At 73.1% G+C, this 19,398-nt stretch carries 20 protein-coding genes and 2 pseudogenes; 2 read left to right on the top strand and 20 right to left on the bottom strand.

Going from position 1 to position 19,398, the window contains the following annotated elements:
* Positions 1–11: 11 nt before the first annotated feature.
* From OCT49_RS34655 to OCT49_RS34615, 9 genes are all read right to left on the bottom strand, one after another.
* Positions 12–1,682, bottom strand: coding sequence for an FAD-dependent oxidoreductase (locus tag OCT49_RS34655; protein ID WP_502963502.1), 1,671 nt, complete (start codon positions 1,680–1,682; stop codon positions 12–14).
* Positions 1,595–2,341, bottom strand: coding sequence for a methyltransferase domain-containing protein (locus OCT49_RS34650; protein WP_283856122.1), 747 nt, complete (start codon positions 2,339–2,341; stop codon positions 1,595–1,597). Before OCT49_RS34650 ends, OCT49_RS34655 begins: the two co-directional genes overlap by 88 nt.
* The gene (locus tag OCT49_RS34645; RefSeq protein ID WP_283856121.1) at positions 2,338–3,552 is read right to left on the bottom strand and encodes a lycopene cyclase family protein; all 1,215 of its coding nucleotides are present in this window, start codon (positions 3,550–3,552) and stop codon (positions 2,338–2,340) included. The genes OCT49_RS34650 and OCT49_RS34645 overlap by 4 nt, the downstream gene beginning before the upstream one ends.
* Positions 3,549–4,082 carry a hypothetical protein gene (locus OCT49_RS34640; protein WP_283856120.1) on the bottom strand — a complete coding sequence of 178 codons (534 nt, stop codon included), beginning with the start codon at positions 4,080–4,082 and terminating at the stop codon, positions 3,549–3,551. The genes OCT49_RS34645 and OCT49_RS34640 overlap by 4 nt, the downstream gene beginning before the upstream one ends.
* Positions 4,083–4,181: 99 nt before the next feature.
* Positions 4,182–5,432 carry an NAD(P)/FAD-dependent oxidoreductase gene (locus tag OCT49_RS34635; protein ID WP_283856119.1) on the bottom strand — a complete coding sequence of 417 codons (1,251 nt, stop codon included), beginning with the start codon at positions 5,430–5,432 and terminating at the stop codon, positions 4,182–4,184.
* A gap of 231 nt (positions 5,433–5,663) precedes the next feature.
* Complete coding sequence (locus tag OCT49_RS34630) at positions 5,664–5,924, bottom strand: hypothetical protein (protein WP_283856118.1); 261 nt, start codon at positions 5,922–5,924, stop codon at positions 5,664–5,666.
* A 175-nt stretch (positions 5,925–6,099) separates the two neighbouring features.
* Positions 6,100–6,321: a DUF6480 family protein gene (locus OCT49_RS34625; RefSeq protein WP_283856117.1), complete on the bottom strand. Its 222-nt coding sequence runs from the start codon at positions 6,319–6,321 to the stop codon at positions 6,100–6,102.
* A gap of 526 nt (positions 6,322–6,847) precedes the next feature.
* Positions 6,848–7,108, bottom strand: a complete 261-nt coding sequence (locus tag OCT49_RS34620) for a hypothetical protein (protein WP_283856116.1) — start codon at positions 7,106–7,108, stop codon at positions 6,848–6,850.
* A gap of 585 nt (positions 7,109–7,693) precedes the next feature.
* Positions 7,694–8,299, bottom strand: coding sequence for a hypothetical protein (locus OCT49_RS34615; RefSeq protein WP_283856115.1), 606 nt, complete (start codon positions 8,297–8,299; stop codon positions 7,694–7,696).
* A gap of 196 nt (positions 8,300–8,495) precedes the next feature.
* Between OCT49_RS34615 and OCT49_RS34610 the strand changes: the two are divergent.
* Positions 8,496–8,663: pseudogene (locus tag OCT49_RS34610) on the top strand (transposase); the annotation flags it as partial.
* 385 nt (positions 8,664–9,048) lie between these two features.
* On the opposite strand, the gene OCT49_RS34605 reads toward OCT49_RS34610, so the two are convergent.
* Positions 9,049–9,759: a lytic polysaccharide monooxygenase gene (locus OCT49_RS34605; protein WP_283856114.1), complete on the bottom strand. Its 711-nt coding sequence runs from the start codon at positions 9,757–9,759 to the stop codon at positions 9,049–9,051.
* A 252-nt stretch (positions 9,760–10,011) separates the two neighbouring features.
* Positions 10,012–10,153: pseudogene (locus OCT49_RS40225) on the bottom strand (IS630 family transposase); the annotation flags it as partial.
* 352 nt (positions 10,154–10,505) lie between these two features.
* Here OCT49_RS40225 and OCT49_RS40220 point away from each other — a divergent pair.
* On the top strand, positions 10,506–10,778 hold the full coding sequence (locus tag OCT49_RS40220) for a hypothetical protein (protein ID WP_502963501.1): 273 nt from the start codon (positions 10,506–10,508) through the stop codon (positions 10,776–10,778).
* On the opposite strand, the gene OCT49_RS34595 is transcribed toward OCT49_RS40220, so the two are convergent.
* The 9 genes from OCT49_RS34595 to OCT49_RS34555 form a co-directional block, all read right to left on the bottom strand.
* Positions 10,750–11,220 carry a hypothetical protein gene (locus OCT49_RS34595; RefSeq protein WP_283856113.1) on the bottom strand — a complete coding sequence of 157 codons (471 nt, stop codon included), beginning with the start codon at positions 11,218–11,220 and terminating at the stop codon, positions 10,750–10,752. The two genes, OCT49_RS40220 and OCT49_RS34595, sit on opposite strands and share 29 nt — an antisense overlap.
* A gap of 197 nt (positions 11,221–11,417) precedes the next feature.
* Positions 11,418–12,485 carry an RNA ligase (ATP) gene (locus OCT49_RS34590; protein ID WP_283856112.1) on the bottom strand — a complete coding sequence of 356 codons (1,068 nt, stop codon included), beginning with the start codon at positions 12,483–12,485 and terminating at the stop codon, positions 11,418–11,420.
* Positions 12,486–12,676: 191 nt separating this feature from the next.
* Positions 12,677–13,588 carry an NAD-dependent epimerase/dehydratase family protein gene (locus tag OCT49_RS34585; RefSeq protein ID WP_283856111.1) on the bottom strand — a complete coding sequence of 304 codons (912 nt, stop codon included), beginning with the start codon at positions 13,586–13,588 and terminating at the stop codon, positions 12,677–12,679.
* The gene (locus OCT49_RS34580) at positions 13,585–13,950 is read right to left on the bottom strand and encodes a cytochrome P450 family protein (RefSeq protein WP_283856110.1); all 366 of its coding nucleotides are present in this window, start codon (positions 13,948–13,950) and stop codon (positions 13,585–13,587) included. The genes OCT49_RS34585 and OCT49_RS34580 overlap by 4 nt, the downstream gene beginning before the upstream one ends.
* Positions 13,947–14,738, bottom strand: coding sequence for a cytochrome P450 family protein (locus tag OCT49_RS34575; RefSeq protein ID WP_283856109.1), 792 nt, complete (start codon positions 14,736–14,738; stop codon positions 13,947–13,949). The genes OCT49_RS34580 and OCT49_RS34575 overlap by 4 nt, the downstream gene beginning before the upstream one ends.
* The gene (locus tag OCT49_RS34570) at positions 14,735–15,511 is read right to left on the bottom strand and encodes a glycosyltransferase family 2 protein (protein WP_283856108.1); all 777 of its coding nucleotides are present in this window, start codon (positions 15,509–15,511) and stop codon (positions 14,735–14,737) included. The genes OCT49_RS34575 and OCT49_RS34570 overlap by 4 nt, the downstream gene beginning before the upstream one ends.
* Complete coding sequence (locus tag OCT49_RS34565; RefSeq protein ID WP_283856107.1) at positions 15,508–16,986, bottom strand: class I adenylate-forming enzyme family protein; 1,479 nt, start codon at positions 16,984–16,986, stop codon at positions 15,508–15,510. Before OCT49_RS34565 ends, OCT49_RS34570 begins: the two co-directional genes overlap by 4 nt.
* A complete protein-coding gene (locus OCT49_RS34560) occupies positions 16,986–17,726 on the bottom strand; it encodes a glycosyltransferase family A protein (protein WP_283856106.1) in 741 nt (246 codons plus the stop codon). Before OCT49_RS34560 ends, OCT49_RS34565 begins: the two co-directional genes overlap by 1 nt.
* Positions 17,723–18,751 (bottom strand): 3-oxoacyl-ACP synthase III family protein, encoded by a 1,029-nt coding sequence (locus OCT49_RS34555; protein ID WP_283856105.1) that lies wholly within the window; start codon positions 18,749–18,751, stop codon positions 17,723–17,725. Before OCT49_RS34555 ends, OCT49_RS34560 begins: the two co-directional genes overlap by 4 nt.
* Positions 18,752–19,398: the final 647 nt, after the last annotated feature.

Genomic DNA, 19,398 nt, shown 5'->3' with positions numbered 1-19,398 from the left:
CCGGGCACCGGTCAGCCGGGGGAGTGGCGCCCCGCGACGGCTCCGAGCGCCCGGAGCAAGGGCGAACGGCCCGCCCGGGGCACCGTCCACAGGACCTGGCCGCGCACCCCCCGGTCGGCGAGCAGGGCGTTCGCGGCCAGGAAGCCCGTGGTGGCGGCCCGCTCCATGAGGGCGACGGGCAGGTCGCAGCGGATTCCGTCACCGGCCAGGGTCAGCCACGGATGAGGGGTGCGCACAGTGGGCCGCCGGCGGTGGGAGCCGGCCTCGAAGAGCGGGCAGTCCGAGCGCCACTCGTGCCGGGCGTCGACGACGCGCGCCTCGCGGGTCTCCGGGTACACCTGGTGCAGCCGGTCGACAAGCACGTCCTGCACCTCCTTCGGTTCGGCCGCGGGGTCCACGGCGTAGGCGTGCAGTTCCACCACCGAGCCCCCGGTCCGTGCGGCCCAGCGAGCGGCCTCGCCCTCGTACCGCTCCAGGACGCTGATGTTGTCGAGCCCGCCGTAGCCGCTGGTGCCGAGGAATCCGGGCCGGCCGGCGCGGACCGGCCGGTCGAGCCAGAACCGGGAGACGAGGAACGGCGGTGCGGTGCGCAGGGCCGCGACGTCCTCGCACCAGCCGGGCGTGCCCAGGCCGGGTGACGCGCCGACGATCCGGCACAGGCCCCCGGGGTCGAGGGCGAGCACCACGGCCTGGTGGCGCCCGGTGCCGGTGTCGGTGTGCACATGTGCTCCACCGTCGTCGAGGGGGAGCACACCGTGCACGGCGGTACCGGTGCGGATGTCCGCCCCGAGGCGCTGGAGGTAGTCGCCGAGCGGGTACCAGAGCGCCTGGGGGAAGGGTTCGCCCGGCACGTCGAAGAGCAGTCCCTCGGCCGATCCGAGGAAGTAGATGTGGAACATCAGCAGCAGTTCGGCGGCGGACAGTTCGCACGGGTCGGCGAAGAAGCTGCGTGAGAACACCTCGAACGCCAGGTGGTGCGCGGCTTCCGGAAAACTCACGCCGTCCAGGAAGCCGGTTGCGGTGACCTCGTCGAAACGTTCGTACACCTCGGGCACCCGCACGTCGAGCAGAGGCAGCGCCGCCCGGGCGTCCATGGCGGCGAGGTCCCGCCAGCCGAAGCTCGGGCTGAGGGCGACGAAGCCGAGCGCGCTGAAAGGCGGCGTTCTCGGAACCCGGGCGAAGCTGTCGGTCAGGCCGCCACTGTGCCGCAGGGGGTAGTCGGGCAGCGGCGTGAGCCGCGAAAGGGCGGGGTCGGTACGGCGGAGGAGCCCGCGCAGGTTGTAGTACTGGCGGAAGAAGGCGTGGAACCCGCGGGTCATGGTCACGCAGGAGCCGTCCGCCAGCCTGGTCGGCCAGCCGGAGAGCCGGCCGCCCAGTGCGTCCTCCTTCTCGTACAGGGTCACGTGGGCACCCCGCTCGGCCAGCAGGGTGGCCGCGGCGAGACCGGCGATCCCGCCACCGATCACCGCGATGGACGGCTCGTCCCCGCGCTGGAACCGGTCCCTGCCGGGTGGCGGCGCCAGGACCTCGGCCCTGCGGTCGCGGCCTCGTCGGGCGGCAGCGGTACGTCGGGCGGCAGCGGTACGGCGGGCCGTCACCGGACCCGGTCCCTTGCCGTGACCGGGCGGGCCGGGCCCGGGCCGTTGCGGGCGAGGAAGGTGTGCACGATGCCCGTCTGCCATCCGGCGACCGGGGCGACGCGCACCCCGGTCAGGCCGGCTCGCGTCAGCCGGTCGGCGAAGGCGGGGGCGGTGTCGAAGGCGATGACGCTGTGCCAGAGGTGACGGTACAGGTCCCGGTCGCCGGTGAGTGTGCCCGCCGGGATGACGAGGCCGTGGCACACCGCCGTCCACAACGCCCGGTGCAGCCGCCGGCCGCTCAGGGCGTACTCGTGGGCGCTGATACGTCCGCCCGGCCGCAGCAGGGTCCGGACGCCGCCCAGGACCGCGTCCGGGTCGGTGACGTTGCGGAACAAGTAGGCGGCGAAGACCGCGTCGAAGGGGCCCTCGCCGGCCGTCGTGATCTCCTCGGCGGTCAGGTGCAGGAACCGCACGCGTGCGGGCCACGGCTTGGCCAGGGCGCGGCGCAGCATGCCCGCCGACGCGTCCACGGCCGTGATCCGGGCCCGGGGCGCGGCCCTGAGCAGGGCCCGGGTGGAGGCGCCGGTACCGCAGCCGAGGTCGAGAACGTGCAGTCCGGCGCCGCCGTCGGGGAGCCGGAGCCGGCGGGCCGAGCGCAGGAGGTCGGTGCGGTGGCCGGGGTTGAGAGAGGTGAGGACGTCGTAGGTGCGGGCGGCGTGGTCGAAGGCGCGGGCCAGGTCGTGCTCGCGCAGCAGGCTCATCGGTGATCGTCTCCGGTTCTTGCGAAGGGCTGGGGGCGTCGGGGCACAAAGGGCAGTTCGGCGGCCGTACGAAGCATCGGCAGGACAGGGGTGCGCAGCCCGATGCCCCACTCCTCCCGCAGGGAGGTGGCGCCGTCGAGGAAGCGCAACAGGCGCTCCGCCGGGATCCGGCGGAACAGGTCGGTGAAGAAGCGCGGGCCGTCGATGCGCCCGGTGTCCAGGGCACGCAGCAGGACCGCGTCCATGACCGAGGCCCTCCGCCCGTGGGGGGCGGGGACGGTGGTGCGCCCGTCGCGCAGGGCGGCGGCGATGGCTCTGCTCTGTCGCTGCACCGCCGCGAAGGTGTAGCCGGTGGCCGCACGAGTGGCGCCCCCCGCGGTTCCGACACGGAAGTGGGCGGGACCGGCCCGGCGCGGAAAGCGGGCGTCGGTCATGGGAATGACCCCCTGCTCCGCCCGTTCCACGCTGAGTGCGCCGAGCCCGAGGACGTCTCGGCAGTAGTGACCGAGAGCCGATTCGTACGCCTCGGTGGTCAGCGCGCGGCCGGAGAACTCGGTGTACTCCACGAGCGCCCGGTCCGGCGCCAGCGGCAGGACGTAACCGAAGGCGAGTCCGTGCGCCGGCTGAGGAACCCGGAAGTCCATCAGATCCGCGACCGAGGGGTCGAACCGGTCGGTGGCAGTACGTACGAACCAGCCGCGGAAGTGCTGCAGCAACCGCGTGCGCGCCGGCGGGAGGACAGACAGCGGCCGCGAGTCGAACACCCGCCGACCGCGCAGCGTCGAGGACCCTCCCCCGGGCAGTGTGCATCGCACCTCCGCGCCTTCGGGCACACCGCGCACCGATTCCACCCTCGCGCGCAGGAGACGCCCGCCGTCCGAGCGGGCCAGGCGGCCGTGGACCAGCCGCTCGAAGTCGGCGGAGCGCACCATGCGGTAGGTGAACGGGGCAGGCCCGACCACGACCGGCCGGCGGTCGGCGCCGTGCAGACGCAGCACGGACCAGGACGCGCTGACCGCCTCTTCCAGGCCGTCGACGCCCGCGCCCCAGTAGCACCAGGTCCGTTCCGGGGGGCGGAGCGGACCGTCCGGCGGCTCGACCACGGTCACCGTGACGGCACCGTTCTCCGTCAGCCGGTGGGCGAGGCTGAGACCGGCCGCACCACCACCGATGACGATCACGTCGGATTCCCCGGCGGGGCGGGGCGTCACCGGGCTCGCCGTTCGAGGACGGGGCCTTTGCCGGGGCCCGGGTGCAGCCCGGCGCCGGCCTCCGGCGCGTCCGCGACGGCGCCGACGACGTGACGCGGGCCGCCGCCCTCCGGCAGGGGCGGGGCGGTGCCCGCCCCGGGGCGAGTCGCGAAGCCTGTGCCGAGATGACCCGGCCGGATCTCCAGTACCGCGACCTCGACACCGTTCTTCTCGGCCGCGCCGAAGGCCACCGACCCGAACGCGACGACGACGTCCTGTCCTGGGAGGGCTGCCGCTTCGTGCACGGCCCGGGCGCACGACCCGGGATCGTAGGCGCCGAAGCCGGCGGTCGGAACACCGGGACACACCTGCGCGGTGTGGGCCGGGCGGTCGCGGTCGCGCCCGGCGAGGGCCGCGCGGGCGCCCCGGCCGGCCGGTTCGGCAGTGATCGCACCGCCCAGCGCCCCCGTGGCACCAGTCCCCAGGACCCGGGCACCGCCCAGCGTCCCCGTGGCACCGGCCCCCAGAACACGGGCACCGCTCAGTTCCACGCTTCACCCCTCGATACGCCCAACGGGTTCATCCGATCGTCATTGCTTCGCGTCCAGGACTGTCCGCGGAGGCGGCCGGACACCGTTCACACCCCGGCGTCACCTCCTCGCCCCCCGGTCGGCGACCACCTCACGCGCGGCGCGCGCCCCCGACGCCATGGCGCCCTGCACCGATCCGGTCGCCCGGTGGTCCCCGCACACGTACCTGGCCGGGCGAAGGCGGGTGGTGCGGCTCAACGGCCAGGGGGGAAGCATCGCGGGCAGCGCACCCTCGACCGTGCCGGCGGCGACCTGCTGCCAGCCGCTCGTGTCGGTGCCGTACAACTCGGCCAGACGGCACAGCACCGCCTGTGCCCTGCCGGGGAGGTCGGTTCCCAGTACGGAGGTGGAGACCAGCGCAGTGCCGCGGGGCGCGTACGTGGGAGCGACTTCGCTGAGTACGCAGGTGTTCAGGATCGCTCCGGTGCTGTCCACCATCAGGGTCGGTTCGGCCAGCGGTGTCCTGCCGGTGGCGTGGTAGTAGGTGGTGACGGTGCGGGTGTCCGGCACGGTCAGGTCCGGCAGCAGGCGGGTGGCGGTCGCCGGGTCCGTCGCGACCACGACCGTCCGGGCCGGCACCTCGCTCCCGTCCTCCAGCAGCACTCCGGCGTCGGTGACCTCGGCCACGGGGGCGCCGAGCCGCAATACCCCGTCGGGCAGGCCGTCGGCGAGCTGGGCCGGAACGGCGCCGATGCCCTCTGCCGGCAGGCACAGAGTTCCTCGGACCATGCTCCGCCAGACCAGGTGGAAGAAACGTGCGGAGGTCTCCAACCGGTCCTCCAGGAAGACGCCGGACAGGAACGGTCGCAGGATGTCGGCGACTGCGGCGTCCGACACTCCCGCCCGGGCCAGGGCCGCCGAGGTGGAGCCGTCCTTGCGCCGTTCGGCGGCGGAAGCGGGCAGAACGGCGTCCCGCGCGGTGAGAGCCGCCAGCGCGGCCAGGTCGCGCGGCGAGACAACCCGCCCCGTCAGCAGAGCCCCCGCCGCACTGGGCTCCCTCGTCGGGTCGGCGAGGCGGACCGGCCCCTTCGACGTGTGCGCGACGACGCCCGCGGTGAACGGCCGCAGCCGCAGGCTCCTCAGATCCATGCGCTGCTTCACCTGCGGATACGAGGTGTTGAACACCTGGAAACCACGATCCAGCAGGAACCCGTCCCGCCGGTCCGTGCGCATGCGCCCGCCCACGCCTTCGGACGCCTCCAGCAGGATCACCCGCCATCCCGCACGGCACAGGTCCAGCGCGCACACCAGGCCGGCCAGGCCCGCACCGACGACGACCACGTCCGGTGCCCGGCGATGCTCCTCGCTCATGCTTCTCCTCGGTCGACGCCGTACCCGTGGCACCCGCACCTCACGGCCGTCCGCCCGGCCCCTTCCTCGGCCGTACCACTGACCCAGTGGGCACGGACCCGTGCCGGAACGTGGTGCGAAGGCAACGCTCGCCGGTGGACGAACGACGCGGCCGCGACCACTGGTCCAGCGGACCATGTTTCCCGGCCGCTGCCCAGGCGCCACGACCAAGCGCCGTCGGACGGCCACCCCTCACGACGAGGCCGACGACTCCAGAGCGGCGATCGCCTCGGCGAGTCCCGACGGGCACCCCGGGCCCGCCGCCTGCCCCGCCCGGCCGGGTCCCGGCGTCGGCACGACCGGCCTGCGACGGACACCGCGCACTCCCCACTCCATGGCTGCGACGTGCTGGGCCGACGGCCGACCGCCGACCGCCTGGAGCGTCGGCACGATCCCCTCGGTCCGGGCGGCGACCAATCCGTGTTCGGGGATCGCGGTGGGCAGCGTCTTCACCGTCGACGAATCCGAAGGAGCTCTTCCCACCCTGTCCGGCACCGGACGAAGGCAGGGGCACCCTGGCTTCGACAGCACGGTTTCTTCCCCCGGAAGGCCCAGGGGGCAACGACGACCGGCAGAAGCCACTGGGGCCCTCCACCGCACCGTCAAGCGCGGAACCACAGTCCCCTGGTCATATCAGAAAGGCGTAGGCGAGGAAGAAGGCGGCCACAAGCACCGCGACGACAATGATCACGCTCAGCGGGCCCCAGCCCCATCCTCGCGGGGGTTCATGGCGCGGTCCCGCTTCCGAGGTGCTGCTTTCGGCGGGTGGGGTTTCGCCGGGAGGGACGCCGCCGCCGGGCTCCAGGCCCGGGGTGTTGCGCGGATCAGGGTCAGGATTTCCTATATTCATGGGGGATATCACCCATCCGCGGTATGGGTATGGGACATGATTTTGCCGGGCGAACGCGTCGGTCCCGAGGACCCGAGAATCGGATCCGTGGTGTACTGCGCCGACGTGGCAGCGCCGTCTCCGTTGGTGCGCTGCGGGACCGAGGAGGCCGACCGGTCGTCCGTCGGCCGCGGACCGTGGCAGGGCCCCAGGAGCGCCCCCAGGCTCCCTGCAATGTCCCGCCGACGGGGTAGGGAGGGTGGGTGGCGCTCGGTCGGCTGCGGAAGGCGGCTGCGCGCCGCGTACACCTGGGGACTTTCTCGACGTCCCGCGCCGTCGTCGATGCTTTCGCGATAGCGCCTGTTGACGGGTGCGCCGGGCCGGTCCTGCGAGGTGCCCGACGCGTGCCGTTCGCCGACCCGATGTTGTGTTTTCGCCATCGGCCGTGTCGTCGCCCGGCATCCCTTTCCGTGCCGAATCCGTTCGCCAAGGACGCCGTGTGTTTTGACCGCGCCGTCTGCCGGCTGCGCGTTTCGCGCCCCCGGCCTCAGTCGGCCACGGAGCTCAGCGACTCGGATGGGGACTCCCGGTCGTCGTGCTCATAGTTCGCCAGGGCCAGGCCGATCGCGAAGAAGGTCGGTGCCCACTCGCCGACAAAAATGCCCCAGTGATCCGCGCGTCCGAGCCCGCGGCACTCCGCTTTCAACGACCCGGCCCACGAGGCCACCGCCAAACCGACGGAAAGGAAGCCGGCGCAGTATGCGTGCTCGGATTTCAGGCCCTTCTCATGCAGCATTTTGATGATCATGGCTCTCCCGAGAGTGACGGGCTTCCCCCTCCCACCACTGTCGCTCAGGAGGACACCTCCTGCATCCCCACCCGCGATCACCGGAGGCGAGGCTCGCGACCAGGAGCCGGGCAAGCCCTGCCACGGGCCGTTCCGCCGCCCGGACCTGACCCCGGGCAAGTCCGGAGGGACCTTGGGCAACCCGCCCGAGCAGCGCCTTGCTCAACTCGGCCGGGGGTGCGTCCAGGTGGTGCCCGTCCTGCCGGAGGTTCCGGCGGACCGTCCGGTCGCAGCCAAGCGTGTACGACTGGAACTACGGGCCCGCCGACTCGTGTGCGGGAACGCCCGGTGCGACCGGCGGACGTTCGCCGAGCAGATACCGAACCTGACCCGGCGCCACGCACGCCGCACGCACGCCCTCACCGCCCAGCCCACCAACCTGGCCCTGTTCCTGGACGGCCGGGCAGGAGCACGCCTCTCCGAACGCACGGCCATCAGCACGTGCAAAGACACTCTGCTCCGGCTGATCCGCGCGCTGCCGCTCCCTGCCTCGGGCCCGGTCCCGCTCCTCGGCATCGACGAGTTCGCCGTGCGACGCGGACGGAACTACGCGACGATCCTCATCGACATGTCCACCCACCCTCCGGTCGACGTTCTTGCCGATCGTGCCGCGAACACCTCGCGTCCTGGCTGCGAGACCACCCCGAGGTGCGGATGCTCTGCCGCGACCGCGCCGGCTCCTTCCGCGACGGAGCCCAAACGGGTGCTCCGCGGGCCCGGCAGGTGGCCGACGCCTGGCACCTGCTGCACAATCCGGCCGAAGCAGTCGAACGCGTCGTGGGCCGACACCGCGCCGTACTGCGAGAACGCCTCACGTCGCACGACGACCGGACTCAGGAGAACCCAGGCCGCGCGGAGCTGGACATCCATGGACGGCCGCAGCCTCTGGTCGCCCGCACCCGTGAACGCCACCAACAGGTCCACGAACGCATCGAACGCGGCGACAGCCTCCGTGCCGTCGTACGCGATCTCCACCTCAGCCGCGGCACGGTCAACCGCTTCGCACGGGCCGCCGACCTCACGGAACTCCTCCTTGCCGCCACCCACCGCCCCACGCTGATCGACGATTACCGCCTCTACTTGCACCACCGCTGGACGGAGGGCTGCACCAACGCCTCCGCTCCTGCCCGGGAGATCCAGCAACTCGGCCATCGCGGCGACGTCAACACCGTCCGCCGGCACTTGAAGCCTTACCACAACGGGACGATCCCACAAACCGCCCCCTTGCCCCACATGACCGTCCGTCGGGTCACCGGTTGGATCATGAGACGCCCCGAGCACCTCACGGACACCGAGCGCAAATGCCTCACCGAACCGTGCGAGCACAGTTCTGCGCCGGCCACGACCACCACCTACGCCCGCCGTCGCGGCCTCAGGGGGCGGCCGGCGTCGGCACGGTGACCGGGAGGTTCTGGCTGCGATCGTGTTCGTGGCCACGTCGGGCTGCACGTGGCAGCAACTGCCGACAGCGTCTTTCGGGCTGTCAGGGGCAACGGCTCATCGACGGTTACGACAGCCACGCCCTGATCCTGCTTCCGACCGGTCTCCTCGATCACTGGCTGGAGCGAAACGCTCGGCAGGCCGGCCACATCCCTGGCCCTGACCGCGGTGATCTCGGCGGTGTGGATCGCGATCGCCGGGCTCAGCCGGGTCCGCGAGCCCCTGCGGTGGTCCGCAGCGATCTCTTGCCTTCGTCGTTATCGATTTCCCAGACCTGCACCCGTTCAGCCAGGTGATCATTCTGACCGTCCGGTGCCGTCGGACGGACCGATCGGACGACACGCCACAGCGAGGCGAACGTTGTCTGATGCGGCACTGGCGTGGAACGGGGCCGAGGCTGCCCCCATTCACCGGTCCGGCGAGCGCTTTGGCGGGCGTGCGCCGGACCGGCTCATGCGGGATCAGGCGGGGCAGGGCCCGAGGTCTTCCCAAACGCCCCAGTCGCCGGTGGTGCCGGGCTCCTCGCCCTCGACCCACCACTTGGCGCGCCAGGTGCGACCCTTGTGGGAGACGGTGTCACCACCGGTGTAGACCTTGCTGGAGCTCCAGGCCGTTGCGGTGCAGTTGTCCGGGTCGGTGCCACCGCCGCCATCGGTGCCGCCGATGTTCACGTCGATGCAGGAGTAGAAGGCGTTGCCGGTGTCGGCCACATTCCAGACGGCGAGCACCTTCTGCTTGCCGGTGAAGCTGCCGAAGTTCACCTCGTGGCTGACGTCGGGAGCGGGCTGGGCGTTGTTGCCGTTGAACTCACCGATCTTCGTGTTGCCGATGAAGTACTGCCAGTTGGAGGTGGCGTGCCGCGCGGTGTGGTGCCACGTGAAGGTGTACGTGGAGCTGACGGGGGTGACGCGCCAGCCCTTGGCGTCGTCGTCCAGCTCGGCGAACTGGGCGTTGCCGCCGCTGCAGCTCTTGAGGCCCTTCGGCCCCTCGACGCTCTGCGGCTCATACTTGATCTGACCGCACTGGACGACGCCCGCGGCGCACTGGTCCTGGCGGCTGTTGGGCGAGGTCACCCATCCGTGGGCACTGGCGGAGCTTGCCGGAAGGCTGATGGCGAGCAGTGGAGCGACCAGGGCTCCGACGGCGACGGCCGCCCGTCTTTTCGCGTTCATGACATGCACTTCCTTCGATGCTTCTGGCGAGATTTGGTCTAGACCCGGGGTGCACTAGGTCTAGACCATAGCGATGAACGGGGCCCGGTCAAGAGGCAGCGCGCGCCGAACTGTTGCCTGAGCGGACCAAATTCACGAATGCCCCGTCCCCCGCGACTTCTTGAGGCTGTGGGACCCGAGCTCCGGCAGGGGGCCGGCCTGCTCGACGGTTGCGGTGCAGAGGCACGCCAGTGACTTCCCGACTTCGGCTCGTCAGGGTGACGTTGGGATGTCGAGAGTGAGGCCGGTCCCGGTGATGAAGCCGTCGAGGGTGTCGGGCCGGTAACCGGAGGAGTCTGAGCCGGTTGCGGACGAGTGTTTCCGGGCGGTCGAAGGCGACGACGGCGAGTGCGGCATCCGACGCCGGCCGGGAGGAGACAGCCAGATGGGCGGTGGCCATGCCGGGGTGCCGCGCCGTCACCTGCGTGGCCCGCTCGGCCAGGACATGACGGCCCCGTGCGTCCAGGCAACACCAGCGAGGGCGTCCTTGCCGGTCCCGTGCATCCATACACGGGAGCGGTGAAGATCGACATCGGCGGCGATGATGTGCCCCATCTCGCCGCTGTGCCTGCAGGCCGGGGTGAGCGCAGCCGCAGTGGCGTGTTGGGGGCGCCTCTATGCCCTTCGTCAAGTCGACGGTGTGGGGTTGATATGCCTTTGTCTCGGTCATGCGGCAGCGGCTTCGGTGGGGTGCGGGGTTCGTAGAGGTGGACCTTGACCCAAGGCCCAACCTCCACCTCACCCTGGAGATCGTCAGACGCACCGACGACACCACGGCCTTCGTGGTGCTGCCACGCAGGCGGGTGGTGGAAAGAACGCTCAGCTGGCTGATGCGTTCGCCCCGCCTGGGGCGCGACGACGAGACCCTGCCCGTCATGCACCAGGCCATGGTGCTGTGGCCGATGACGATGCTCATGAGCGGCCGCCTGGCCGGACGCCGCCCCGGTGCCCTCAGCCGGCCGGCACCACGAGCGCGATGAACACTCCCGGCCCCGTCTGCCGAGCCCACCCCCGCTCCACCAGGCGTTCTGCCTTCGACCGCAGCCCCTCGACCTTCGCTGGAACGACCTGAAGCCCCAGAGCCCTGGCCAACTGCTGACAGCGCATGCCCTCCCTGCCCGCTTCCGACTCCAGCACCGACACGATCCGCTGGTAGTCCGGCGCCAGGACCGACACCGTCATGCCGTCGGTCCGGTGGGGCACCACCGAGCCGGCCACTGAACCCCGATGCGGCTCCTCGACTGCGGAAGGCTGCTCGGCCAGCGCCTCGGCCACCGTTGCACGGGCATCCCCCAGCCGCCGAAGAGCCCATTCCGCCGCGCCGAGCGCGGCCTGCACCCGCTCCGCCTCCTCCTGCAACCGTGCGACCTCTTCCCGCACCTTCTTCTCCCGGGCTTCCAACAGACCGAACACCGAGGGCACCAGCCACCTCCACGAGCGACGCGAGCGAACGAACCGCCCGCATCACTCCCGCCGTCAGCCGGAGTTCATGCCCACCCACCCACCCAGCCCGAACCGAACGATCACGTTCGGAAAGCGGACGGCCTCTGAACGAAGCCGGCGGCTGACTTGAACCGGCCGCGGGGAGCCCTCCCCGTGCGGGCCCCCGCGGCCGGGGCTCACTCGTACTCGGTGCCGCCCTTGCGGGTCAGGTACGCCGGGCTGACCGCCTTGGCGATCGCCCGCCCGCCGACCACCGGGCTGTGGCGCTCGACGGCAGGACGGATCACCACGCCCTCACGCAGATGCAGTTCACGTCCGGAGACGGTCTCCCGCCCCGAGGCGAACTCCAGCACCTTGTCGATGTCGTACGGGCCCTCGTACAGCCTGGGTACGAGCGGCAGTTCACCCTCCAGCAGGTCTGCCGGATTCAGCCGGCGGACCTGTCCGGCTATTTCTGCGGACACGTCGAAGACCACGTACCCCAGCGTCTCGCCGCGGGCGTTCGCGCCGTAGTCGAGGTCCTGCACCCCGGCGCCGTACACCTCGCCGAAGATGCCGACGCGGGTCGCGCCCAGCTTCTCGGCGAGACGCGCCGCCGCCGCAGGCACGCCGTGGGCGTGGACCGCGCGCCAGTACAGATTGCGCGGGTCCTCCTTCAGAGCGAGCCCCTTGGCCCCGAACCCCTTGGACGACACCCATGTACGACCGTCCTCCACGGTGTACGTGACCAGGCAGGCCGAGCCGTGAACCTTCTCGGTGAGGACGACTTGCTCCCCGGGCTCGAAGATGCCCGGATAGCGCCGGACGTTCTCGATGTCGCACCAGGGCAGCAGCTCGGGCGCCGACTCCACCTCTCCGTTCATCGTGGGCGGGATCGGCGGCACCCACTTGGTGATGCCCAGCAGCTCGGCGAAGTCGGTGCCGTCCGCCGCCGCCCGGGCCAGGTCGACGTCCGCCAGCGCCCCCGGGCGGCAGACGATGCCCTGCGACAACTCCCCGCGCAGCCGGACCGCCTTCACCCGGTCGGCCGTGCTTCCGGCCAGCCGGCCGGTCAGGCCCAGTTCCTCGATCAGCCCCTGCGGGAGGACGGACTGCTCCGGAATGTAGACGGCAACATCACCGCTGCGGTACGCGCCCTTGGCGACGACGGCCCGGTACAGGCCCACCTGGGCCAGTTCGAGGGCGTCGGCGTTCGGGTGTTCGTGGATCGTCAGCGTTTCGGCGGTCACGCGCAGCGTCGACATGTCAGGGCTCCTCCGGTGGGGTTCTCATCGCCCCCTACTGTCCGGAACGCGGCCCGTTTGATCCACTGAATATTGTGAACGCCGCCGATGCCAACTCCCCGTTGGACCATGGCCCGTAGGCCGTCGAGCGGGGCCAGAACATCCTTCGGACCGACGTTCTGGCCCCGCTGTCCAGCAGCGTCACGGCCCGCTCATCTGCCCGCCATGACAGGTGCGTAGTCCTTCAGTGTGCGACCGGCCGCCCACCCCTGGGCCCTGGCCCTGGACACGTCCAACACGACTGAATGGGCGAGCTGGTCGATGGCGTAGTGGGTGAGCGGCGGCTCCGTGCGGCCGAGCAGCCGGGCCAGTTTCGGGGCGGCGCCCGCCGCAGCGCGGGCGGCGGGCAGCGGGATGTGGCCGATGCGCGCCCGTATGCGATGGGCGCGCAGGACCGTGTGGATCGCCTCGTCCCGGTCGTACGGTGCCGGATCGGCGATGTTGTACGCGCCCGGCGGCCAGCCGGCGGCCACGAGGCACGCCTCGGTGAGGTTCTCGACGGCCGTCAGGCTCAGGCGGACGCTCGGCCCCGGCAGCAACAGCAGCCCGCGGCGGACGCGTGACAGCAGCCGGGGCACCAGGTGCGGGTCCCCGGCGCCGTAGACCGCTCGCGGCCGCAGCACCACGGCGCCCGCGGCGAGCGCCAGCGCCTCGCCGGCGGCCTTGGTGCGGCCGTAGGCGTTCAACTGCCCGCGCACCGGATGGTCCTCGGTGACCCGGGACCGTCCGGGGCCGGGCGCGTAGACGCTGGCGCTGCTCACCCACACCACCGGCCGGCTGCCGGCCGCCCGAAGCAGCCGCGCCGTGCCGTCGACGTTGACCGCGCGCATGGTGGCCTCGGCCGGGGAGCCGGGCACGGGGTCGCCGACGGCTGCCGCGCAGTGCACGACGAGGTCGGCACCGGCCAGGTCCGGCACCTCGCACGCGGCGTCCCAGGGAATGTGCCGGCCGACCGGACCGGGGCGCCGTCCGACGCACAGGACGTCGGCGCCGCGGGCGGCGGCCGTGGCGGCGACGTGCGAGCCGCAGAAGCCGCTCGCACCGGTGACGGCGATCGTGGTCATCGGTTTTCCGGGGATCGAGGGGCGTCAGCCGCCCGGACGGTGAGGGAGCGCCAGCCGGGCAGCGCCGAGCCCCGGTCCACCCGGGCACGGACGACGGTGGGGCGGTGGGGGGCGAGCGCGGCGAGGGTGTCCTCGAGCTGGGCGCGGGCCAGGCGCGCGCCGGGGCAGGCGTGGGCGCCGGCGCCGAAGACGAGCTGGGTCACGGCGGGCGGAGCCGGACGACGGGCGTCGGGCAGTCGGTCGTGGGCCCGCGCGGCGTGCCGGGCCACCAGGATCAAGCGGTCCCCGGCTCGAACCGGGCAGCCGTCCAGCTGCGCGTCGGCCGCTGCCACGCGGGGCAGCAGCGGGGAGGGGGCGGTCACGCGCAGCAGTTCGTCCACCAGGGCCGGGCGCAGCCGGTCGTCGGCCGCCTGGTCCCAGAAGCCCGCGTCGGCGCACCAGGCCGTCGCACGGGGGAGGGCGGCGACGGTGGTGTTGACGGCGGCGACCGCGAGCATGGCCCGCAGGGCTGTGTCGGCTCCCGGGCCGGGACGGCCGGCCGGGTCGAGCAGGGACTCCAGCCCGGCCGCCGCCGCGGCGGCGGCCCGTGCGGCGCCCGGTGGCCGGGGCGGGGCAGATGGTCGCGCACGGCGGCGGCCGCCGCCCCGGCAGCGGCCTCGGCGATGGCTTCGGGGTCACCGGCGATGCCCAGGAGCGCGCAGACGGTGGCCCCGGCCAGTTCCCGGGCCACCGGCACGAGATCGACGTCGCGGCCCCCGGCGAGCGGGGAGAGCCGGCGGACGAGGACGTCCTGCCACACCGGGCGCAGCCGCTCCACCCCGGCCGCGCCGAGATCGGCGGCGACGGCACGCCGGGTGGCCCGGTGCCCCGTGCCCTCCTGGTCGAACAGCGTGCCGCCCGCGGACAGTTCCCGAGCGGCGCCGCCGGTGGTGCCGGCGGCGGTGCGGTCCAGCGGGATGCGGGTGAGGGCCTGCCGGTAGGGCTCGGTGCCGTGCACCAGCACCGCGCCGCCGACGCGGGTGACTGCGCGGCGGCGGGCTGCGGCGAGGAGGGCGAACAGTACGGGGTGGGAGCGGGTGTACACACGCTGGTCGCGGCGCCGGGCGGCCCGGAGGGCGGAGGAGGAAGGGGCGGTGGGAACGGTGGTCACCTGATGTGCACCTGCTTCGGGTCGCCGGGCAGGTAGCGGCGGTCCCAGCACCACAGCAGGGTCCGGCGGGCGCCCCAGGCCCGCAGGCGGCGCAGGCTGGTGTGCACGACCATCCGCTCGGCCCGGGCGATGCGGTCGCTGTGCTCGCGCGCCCGGTTGAGGAGGACGACGTCCTCGGGCGGTCCCTCCAGCGGGATGCGGGGCGTGCCCCCGCAGCGCAGGTAGAGCCCGGCCGTGATGGCGAGGTTGTGGCCGTGACAGAGCACGTACGGCGCGAGGTGGCGCGGGTGCCGGTGCCGGGCGCGGTAACGCCCGTACAGCGCGGTGGCCCTGACGACCGCCGGGAGCAGATACCGCTCGGCCGGTGACGGCGACTCGTCGCGGCGCGGAAGGCTGCGGCCGCAGACCATCTCCGCCCCCCGGGCGAACTCCCGGCGCGCCGCGGCGATCCAGTCCGCGGCGGGCAGGCAGTCGGCGTCCGTACGCACGAGCAGCGCGGCGCCGTGCGCGACGGCGTACCGGAAGCCGGTGTCGGCGGCGGCGCCGGTGCCCCTCTCCTTCTCGTGGACCAGGTGCACGGGGAAGGGCGCGCCGGCGGCGAAGCGGCGTACGACGGCGGAGGTCGCGTCGGTGGAGGCGTTGTCCACGACGACGAGGGCGAAGTCGGTGTCGGTCTGGGCGGCGAGCGCGGCGAGGGTCGCCCCGATCCCGGCCGCCTCGTTGTAGGCGGGCACCACGGCCCACAGCGTCGGCGCGGCGCCGTGCGCGGTCATCCCCGGCTCCGTTCGGCCAGGCGCCGGGCGGCGAGGCGCGCGGCGGCGGCGCGGTCGGGCTTGAGGGAACGGCCGGACAGCGGGATGTCGGCGAACAGCACCACGTCCGGCCGGGCGTCACCCATGCGTTCCAGCGGTTTGGCCAGAGCCGCCCGCAGCGCGACCCGGTCGGCCCCGGGGCCGGGCTGGACGACGGCGACCAGGCGTTCGTCGCCGTCGCCGGCCGGTACGCCCACGAGCAGGGCCAGTTCGACGCCCGGTACGTGCAGTGCCGGCTCGTACAGCCCCGGATAGATGTTCTCCGCGCGCCGCAGGATCATGTCCTTGCTGCGGCCCTCCAGCACGATCCGGCCGCCGTCGAGGCGCGCCCGGTCGCCGGTGGTGACCCACGGGGCCGGGGCCTCGCCCAGGTAGCGGTCCCGGGCGGCCGGGCCCGACAGCAGCAGTTCCCCGGCAGCGTCGGTCCTGGCCGCCACTCCGGGAAGGGGCGCACCGACCAGGTCTCCCTCGCCGGTGAAACCCGCTTTGTCGGCCTGTTCGACCGCTGCGGCGGGGAACAGCTCGGTCAGCGCGTACACGCCCCACGCCTCCTGAGCGCCCGCGCGCTTGACGCGGGTGAGGAGGTCGGCACTGGCCGGGGCCGATCCGGTCCATACCCGGCCGGTGAATCGTCCGCCCGCTGCCAGCAGCCGCCGGATCTGCGGCGGCGTCAGATAGGTGGCCTGGGGGTCGAGCCGGCGCAGTTGCCTCGACAGTACGGGCGCGGAGCGGGCGGGCAGCGCGACCGGTGCCCCGCTCGCCAGCGACGGTACGAGGACGAAGAAGGTGCCGCCGAGGACGGGCCGCCCCGCCTCGGGCCGTACCAGCTCGGCCACCGTCGTCATGCCGGCGGCGAGCGAGGACCGGCTGTGGACCACCGCGCGGGGCCGCGAGGTGGTGCCCGAGGTGAACACGATGACCGCGTCCCCGTCCCCGTCCACCGGGGGCGGCAGCGGTACGGTCCGGACGTCCGCATCCAGGGCGGGGGCGCACCCGGGCAGCCGGGGCCCGACCGTGGCCACCGGTCCCAGCCCGGCGAGGTCCGGCAGGGCCAGGCGGGCCCGGCGGGCGAGCGGGCGGGCCCACCCGGCGACCGCCTGGGCGGCGGCGTCGGCGAGGACGACGTCGGGGCGTGCCAGCGCGAGCCGGGCGCACAGCACATCCGGCCCGGCGCCGGGGTCGAGCACCGCGGCTCTGGCACCGAGCCGGTGCACCGCGAGCATCACGGCCAGCGCCCGGGGCCCCGGCCGTACGGCGACGCCGACGGTGCCGCCGCGTGCGATGCCCCGTGCGTGGAGGGCGGCGGTGCAGCGGTCGGCGAGGTCGGCCAGCTCCCCGCAGGTGGCCTTGGTGCGAACGGCCCCGGTGCGGTTGGTGCCGAGGACGGCGGGCCGGCCGGGGTGGCGCCGCAGGGTGTGGGCGAGTGTGTCGAGCATCAGCGCGGGTCCTCCCCGTGACGGCCCGGGCCCTTGTCGAGGTACCAGCGGGCGGTGCCGACGAGGCCGTAGGCGCCCAGCCGGCGGGTGGAGTTCTCCACGACCATGTCGCGGGCGTGGACGATGGCAGTGGTGCGGCGGCGCACCCGGTTCAGGAAGAGCCGGTCGGTGGGGGAAGGACGGCGCGGCATCCCGCCGACGGCCTCGTACAGCGCCGTGGTGATGGCCATGTTGTTGCCGGCGTGCATCCGGTAGGGGGCGAGGTATCCGTGCCGGCGGCGGTGGGCGGGGCGTATCCGGCCGAAGAACGCGGCGACGCGGACCAGGGCGCGGAACGCGGCCCGCCCGAGCGGCCCGTGCTCGTCGCGGCGTGCGTCGATGCGCCCGCACACCAGACCCGCACCGCGGTGCAGGGCATCGCGGGCACCGGCCGTCCAGCCGGGGCGCGGCAGGCAGTCGGCGTCGGTGCGGGCCAGCAGCGTCGCACCGTGCTTGATCGCGTACCGGAACCCGGTGTCCACCGCACAGCCCACGCCCTTGTCCGGCTCGGACAGGACGTGAACCGGGAAGGGCGCCCAGCGGGCGAAGTCGCACGCGACGGCGGCGGTCGCGTCGGTGGAGGCGTTGTCCACGACGACAAGGGTGAAGTCACGGTCGCGCTGGGCCGCGAGCGCTTCCAGCGTGGCGCCGATGCGCGCGGCCTCCTGGTAGGCGGGCACCACCACCCACAGGGCGCTCATGACTGCTCCCACACCATCGTCATGATGCTCACGCCCCCGCCCAGGCCCACGAACAGAACCCGGTCGCCGGCCTCCAGACCCTCGTGGACGAGGTCGAGCTGCACGCCGAGCGTGGCGCTGGCCATGTTGCCCAGCCGGGGTACGGTGACGACGAGCCGGTCCCGGGGGATGCCGGTGAGCTCCACGAACCGCTCCAGGTACGGCACGGTGACCTGGTGCACCAGAATGTGCCGGAAGTCGCTCCACCCCAGGCCGGTGCGCTGCCGCATCCGGTCGAGCACCGACGTGCCGACCTTCTCGAACACCTCGCGCAGCTCGCTGCCGTCCCCGTGGAAGTACGTGTACTCGTCCCCGCGGGGGTGGCGCGAGCCGCCCCCGAAGATTCCCCCGACCGACCAGTGCCCGGAGTGGGTCTCGGTGTCCACGTCGAGGATGCCGCCCCGCTCCACCCCCTCCAGGACGACCGCGGCCCCCGCATCCCCGAAGGTGTACCCCGCGAACCCCTCCCGGAGCTGGCCGGGGCCGGACGGCTCGTGCCGCACCGCGCGGCTCGGAGTCTCCCCGGTGACGACCAGAGCCCGGCGAGCGCGGCCGGAGAGGATCATCGCCCGTGCCGTGTCGATGCCGTTGACGAAACTGTTGCACGCGTTCGTCACGTCCAACGCATGTGCCCGGGAACCGAGTTCGGCCTGAACGATGTGCGCGGTCGCCGGTTCGACCACGTCCCGCGTGGCGGAGGCGAACACCAGCAGGTCCACGTCGTACGGGTCGAGCCCGGCCCTGGCCAGGGCGACACGGGCAGCCCGCACCGCGAGCGTCGATGCATACTCGTCCTCCGCCGCAGCCCGGCGCGAGACGATGCCGGTGGCCCGTTCGAGCATCCGGGCCGGCAAGGACAGCCCCGAGGCGGCGGTAATGCCCTCCTGGAGCTGCCGGGACGTCACTTCGCGCTCCGGCAGGCAAGAGGCCACCGCAGTGATGCCCGCCCGGCGCACGGGGCCGCGAGCAGTGTGGTCTATGTGCATGGCCTGAACGCTACGAGCGGCTCGGGACGGCCTGCCTGAGTGCTGGTACTCAACTGGACCGGGTGATCAGCCCCGTAGAGAAACAGTGGGTCCGACATCTGGAAGCAGCTTCAGCAGTTCGTGGACCTGGCCGGCTGCTTCCTGCCCGGCGCAGGTCCCGGCCCTGATCGACCGGTCGTCAGGGAAGACGGCGGGAAGTGCCCGGCGGAAAAATTTTTCCCGGCCAGGCGCCGTACGGCCTCCGCGCCGGGGCGCGTGGGACGCGGCACGGCCAGGGCACGGCCCCGCCACCCACTCCTGCCGGTGGCCGCGACGAGGGCCCGGACGGCGTGGTCCGCTGCGGGTCGTACTCGCTGCGACAGGCGGAGAACCGGGTGCGGGAGCTGGAGCTCCGGGCCGCTGCCTCCGTATGTGCTCAATTTTCTCCGACTGGAGAAAACTGGGGAACGGCGATACGCTCGCCACCATCGGGCCGGACCGTGCCGTCGGGGACGACGCGGCCGATCCGCCCCGAGGAGGGGAGGGCAGGCGAGGAGGTGAAACCGGCACGGGGCGGGAGTCCCGGGCGGCACCTGTGGGCCGGGGCGACCTGATCGTGGTGCCCACCGGCCGGGCGCCGTTCGATGCAGGCGCGGGAACCGGAGAGC

Origin of the sequence: Streptomyces sp. ML-6 (genome assembly GCF_030116705.1) — a bacterium.
In the GTDB taxonomy this organism is placed as follows: Bacteria; Actinomycetota; Actinomycetes; order Streptomycetales; family Streptomycetaceae; genus Streptomyces.
This window is presented reverse-complemented; position numbering and strand designations above follow the sequence as displayed.

What these genes read in the sequence shown, in the direction of transcription:
- OCT49_RS34620 (WP_283856116.1), bottom strand. Translation starts at nt 7,108, where the DNA reads ATGATCATCAAAATGCTGCATGAGAAGGGCCTGAAATCCGAGCACGCA.
- OCT49_RS34625 (WP_283856117.1), bottom strand. Translation starts at nt 6,321, where the DNA reads ATGAATATAGGAAATCCTGACCCTGATCCGCGCAACACCCCGGGCCTG.
- OCT49_RS34555 (WP_283856105.1), bottom strand. Translation starts at nt 18,751, where the DNA reads ATGCACATAGACCACACTGCTCGCGGCCCCGTGCGCCGGGCGGGCATC.
- OCT49_RS34565 (WP_283856107.1), bottom strand. Translation starts at nt 16,986, where the DNA reads ATGCTCGACACACTCGCCCACACCCTGCGGCGCCACCCCGGCCGGCCC.
- OCT49_RS34605 (WP_283856114.1), bottom strand. Translation starts at nt 9,759, where the DNA reads ATGAACGCGAAAAGACGGGCGGCCGTCGCCGTCGGAGCCCTGGTCGCT.
- OCT49_RS34615 (WP_283856115.1), bottom strand. Translation starts at nt 8,299, where the DNA reads ATGGCCGAGTTGCTGGATCTCCCGGGCAGGAGCGGAGGCGTTGGTGCA.
- OCT49_RS34635 (WP_283856119.1), bottom strand. Translation starts at nt 5,432, where the DNA reads ATGAGCGAGGAGCATCGCCGGGCACCGGACGTGGTCGTCGTCGGTGCG.
- OCT49_RS34560 (WP_283856106.1), bottom strand. Translation starts at nt 17,726, where the DNA reads ATGAGCGCCCTGTGGGTGGTGGTGCCCGCCTACCAGGAGGCCGCGCGC.
- OCT49_RS34650 (WP_283856122.1), bottom strand. Translation starts at nt 2,341, where the DNA reads ATGAGCCTGCTGCGCGAGCACGACCTGGCCCGCGCCTTCGACCACGCC.
- OCT49_RS34590 (WP_283856112.1), bottom strand. Translation starts at nt 12,485, where the DNA reads ATGTCGACGCTGCGCGTGACCGCCGAAACGCTGACGATCCACGAACAC.
- OCT49_RS34655 (WP_502963502.1), bottom strand. Translation starts at nt 1,682, where the DNA reads ATGGCAGACGGGCATCGTGCACACCTTCCTCGCCCGCAACGGCCCGGG.
- OCT49_RS34570 (WP_283856108.1), bottom strand. Translation starts at nt 15,511, where the DNA reads ATGACCGCGCACGGCGCCGCGCCGACGCTGTGGGCCGTGGTGCCCGCC.
- OCT49_RS34585 (WP_283856111.1), bottom strand. Translation starts at nt 13,588, where the DNA reads ATGACCACGATCGCCGTCACCGGTGCGAGCGGCTTCTGCGGCTCGCAC.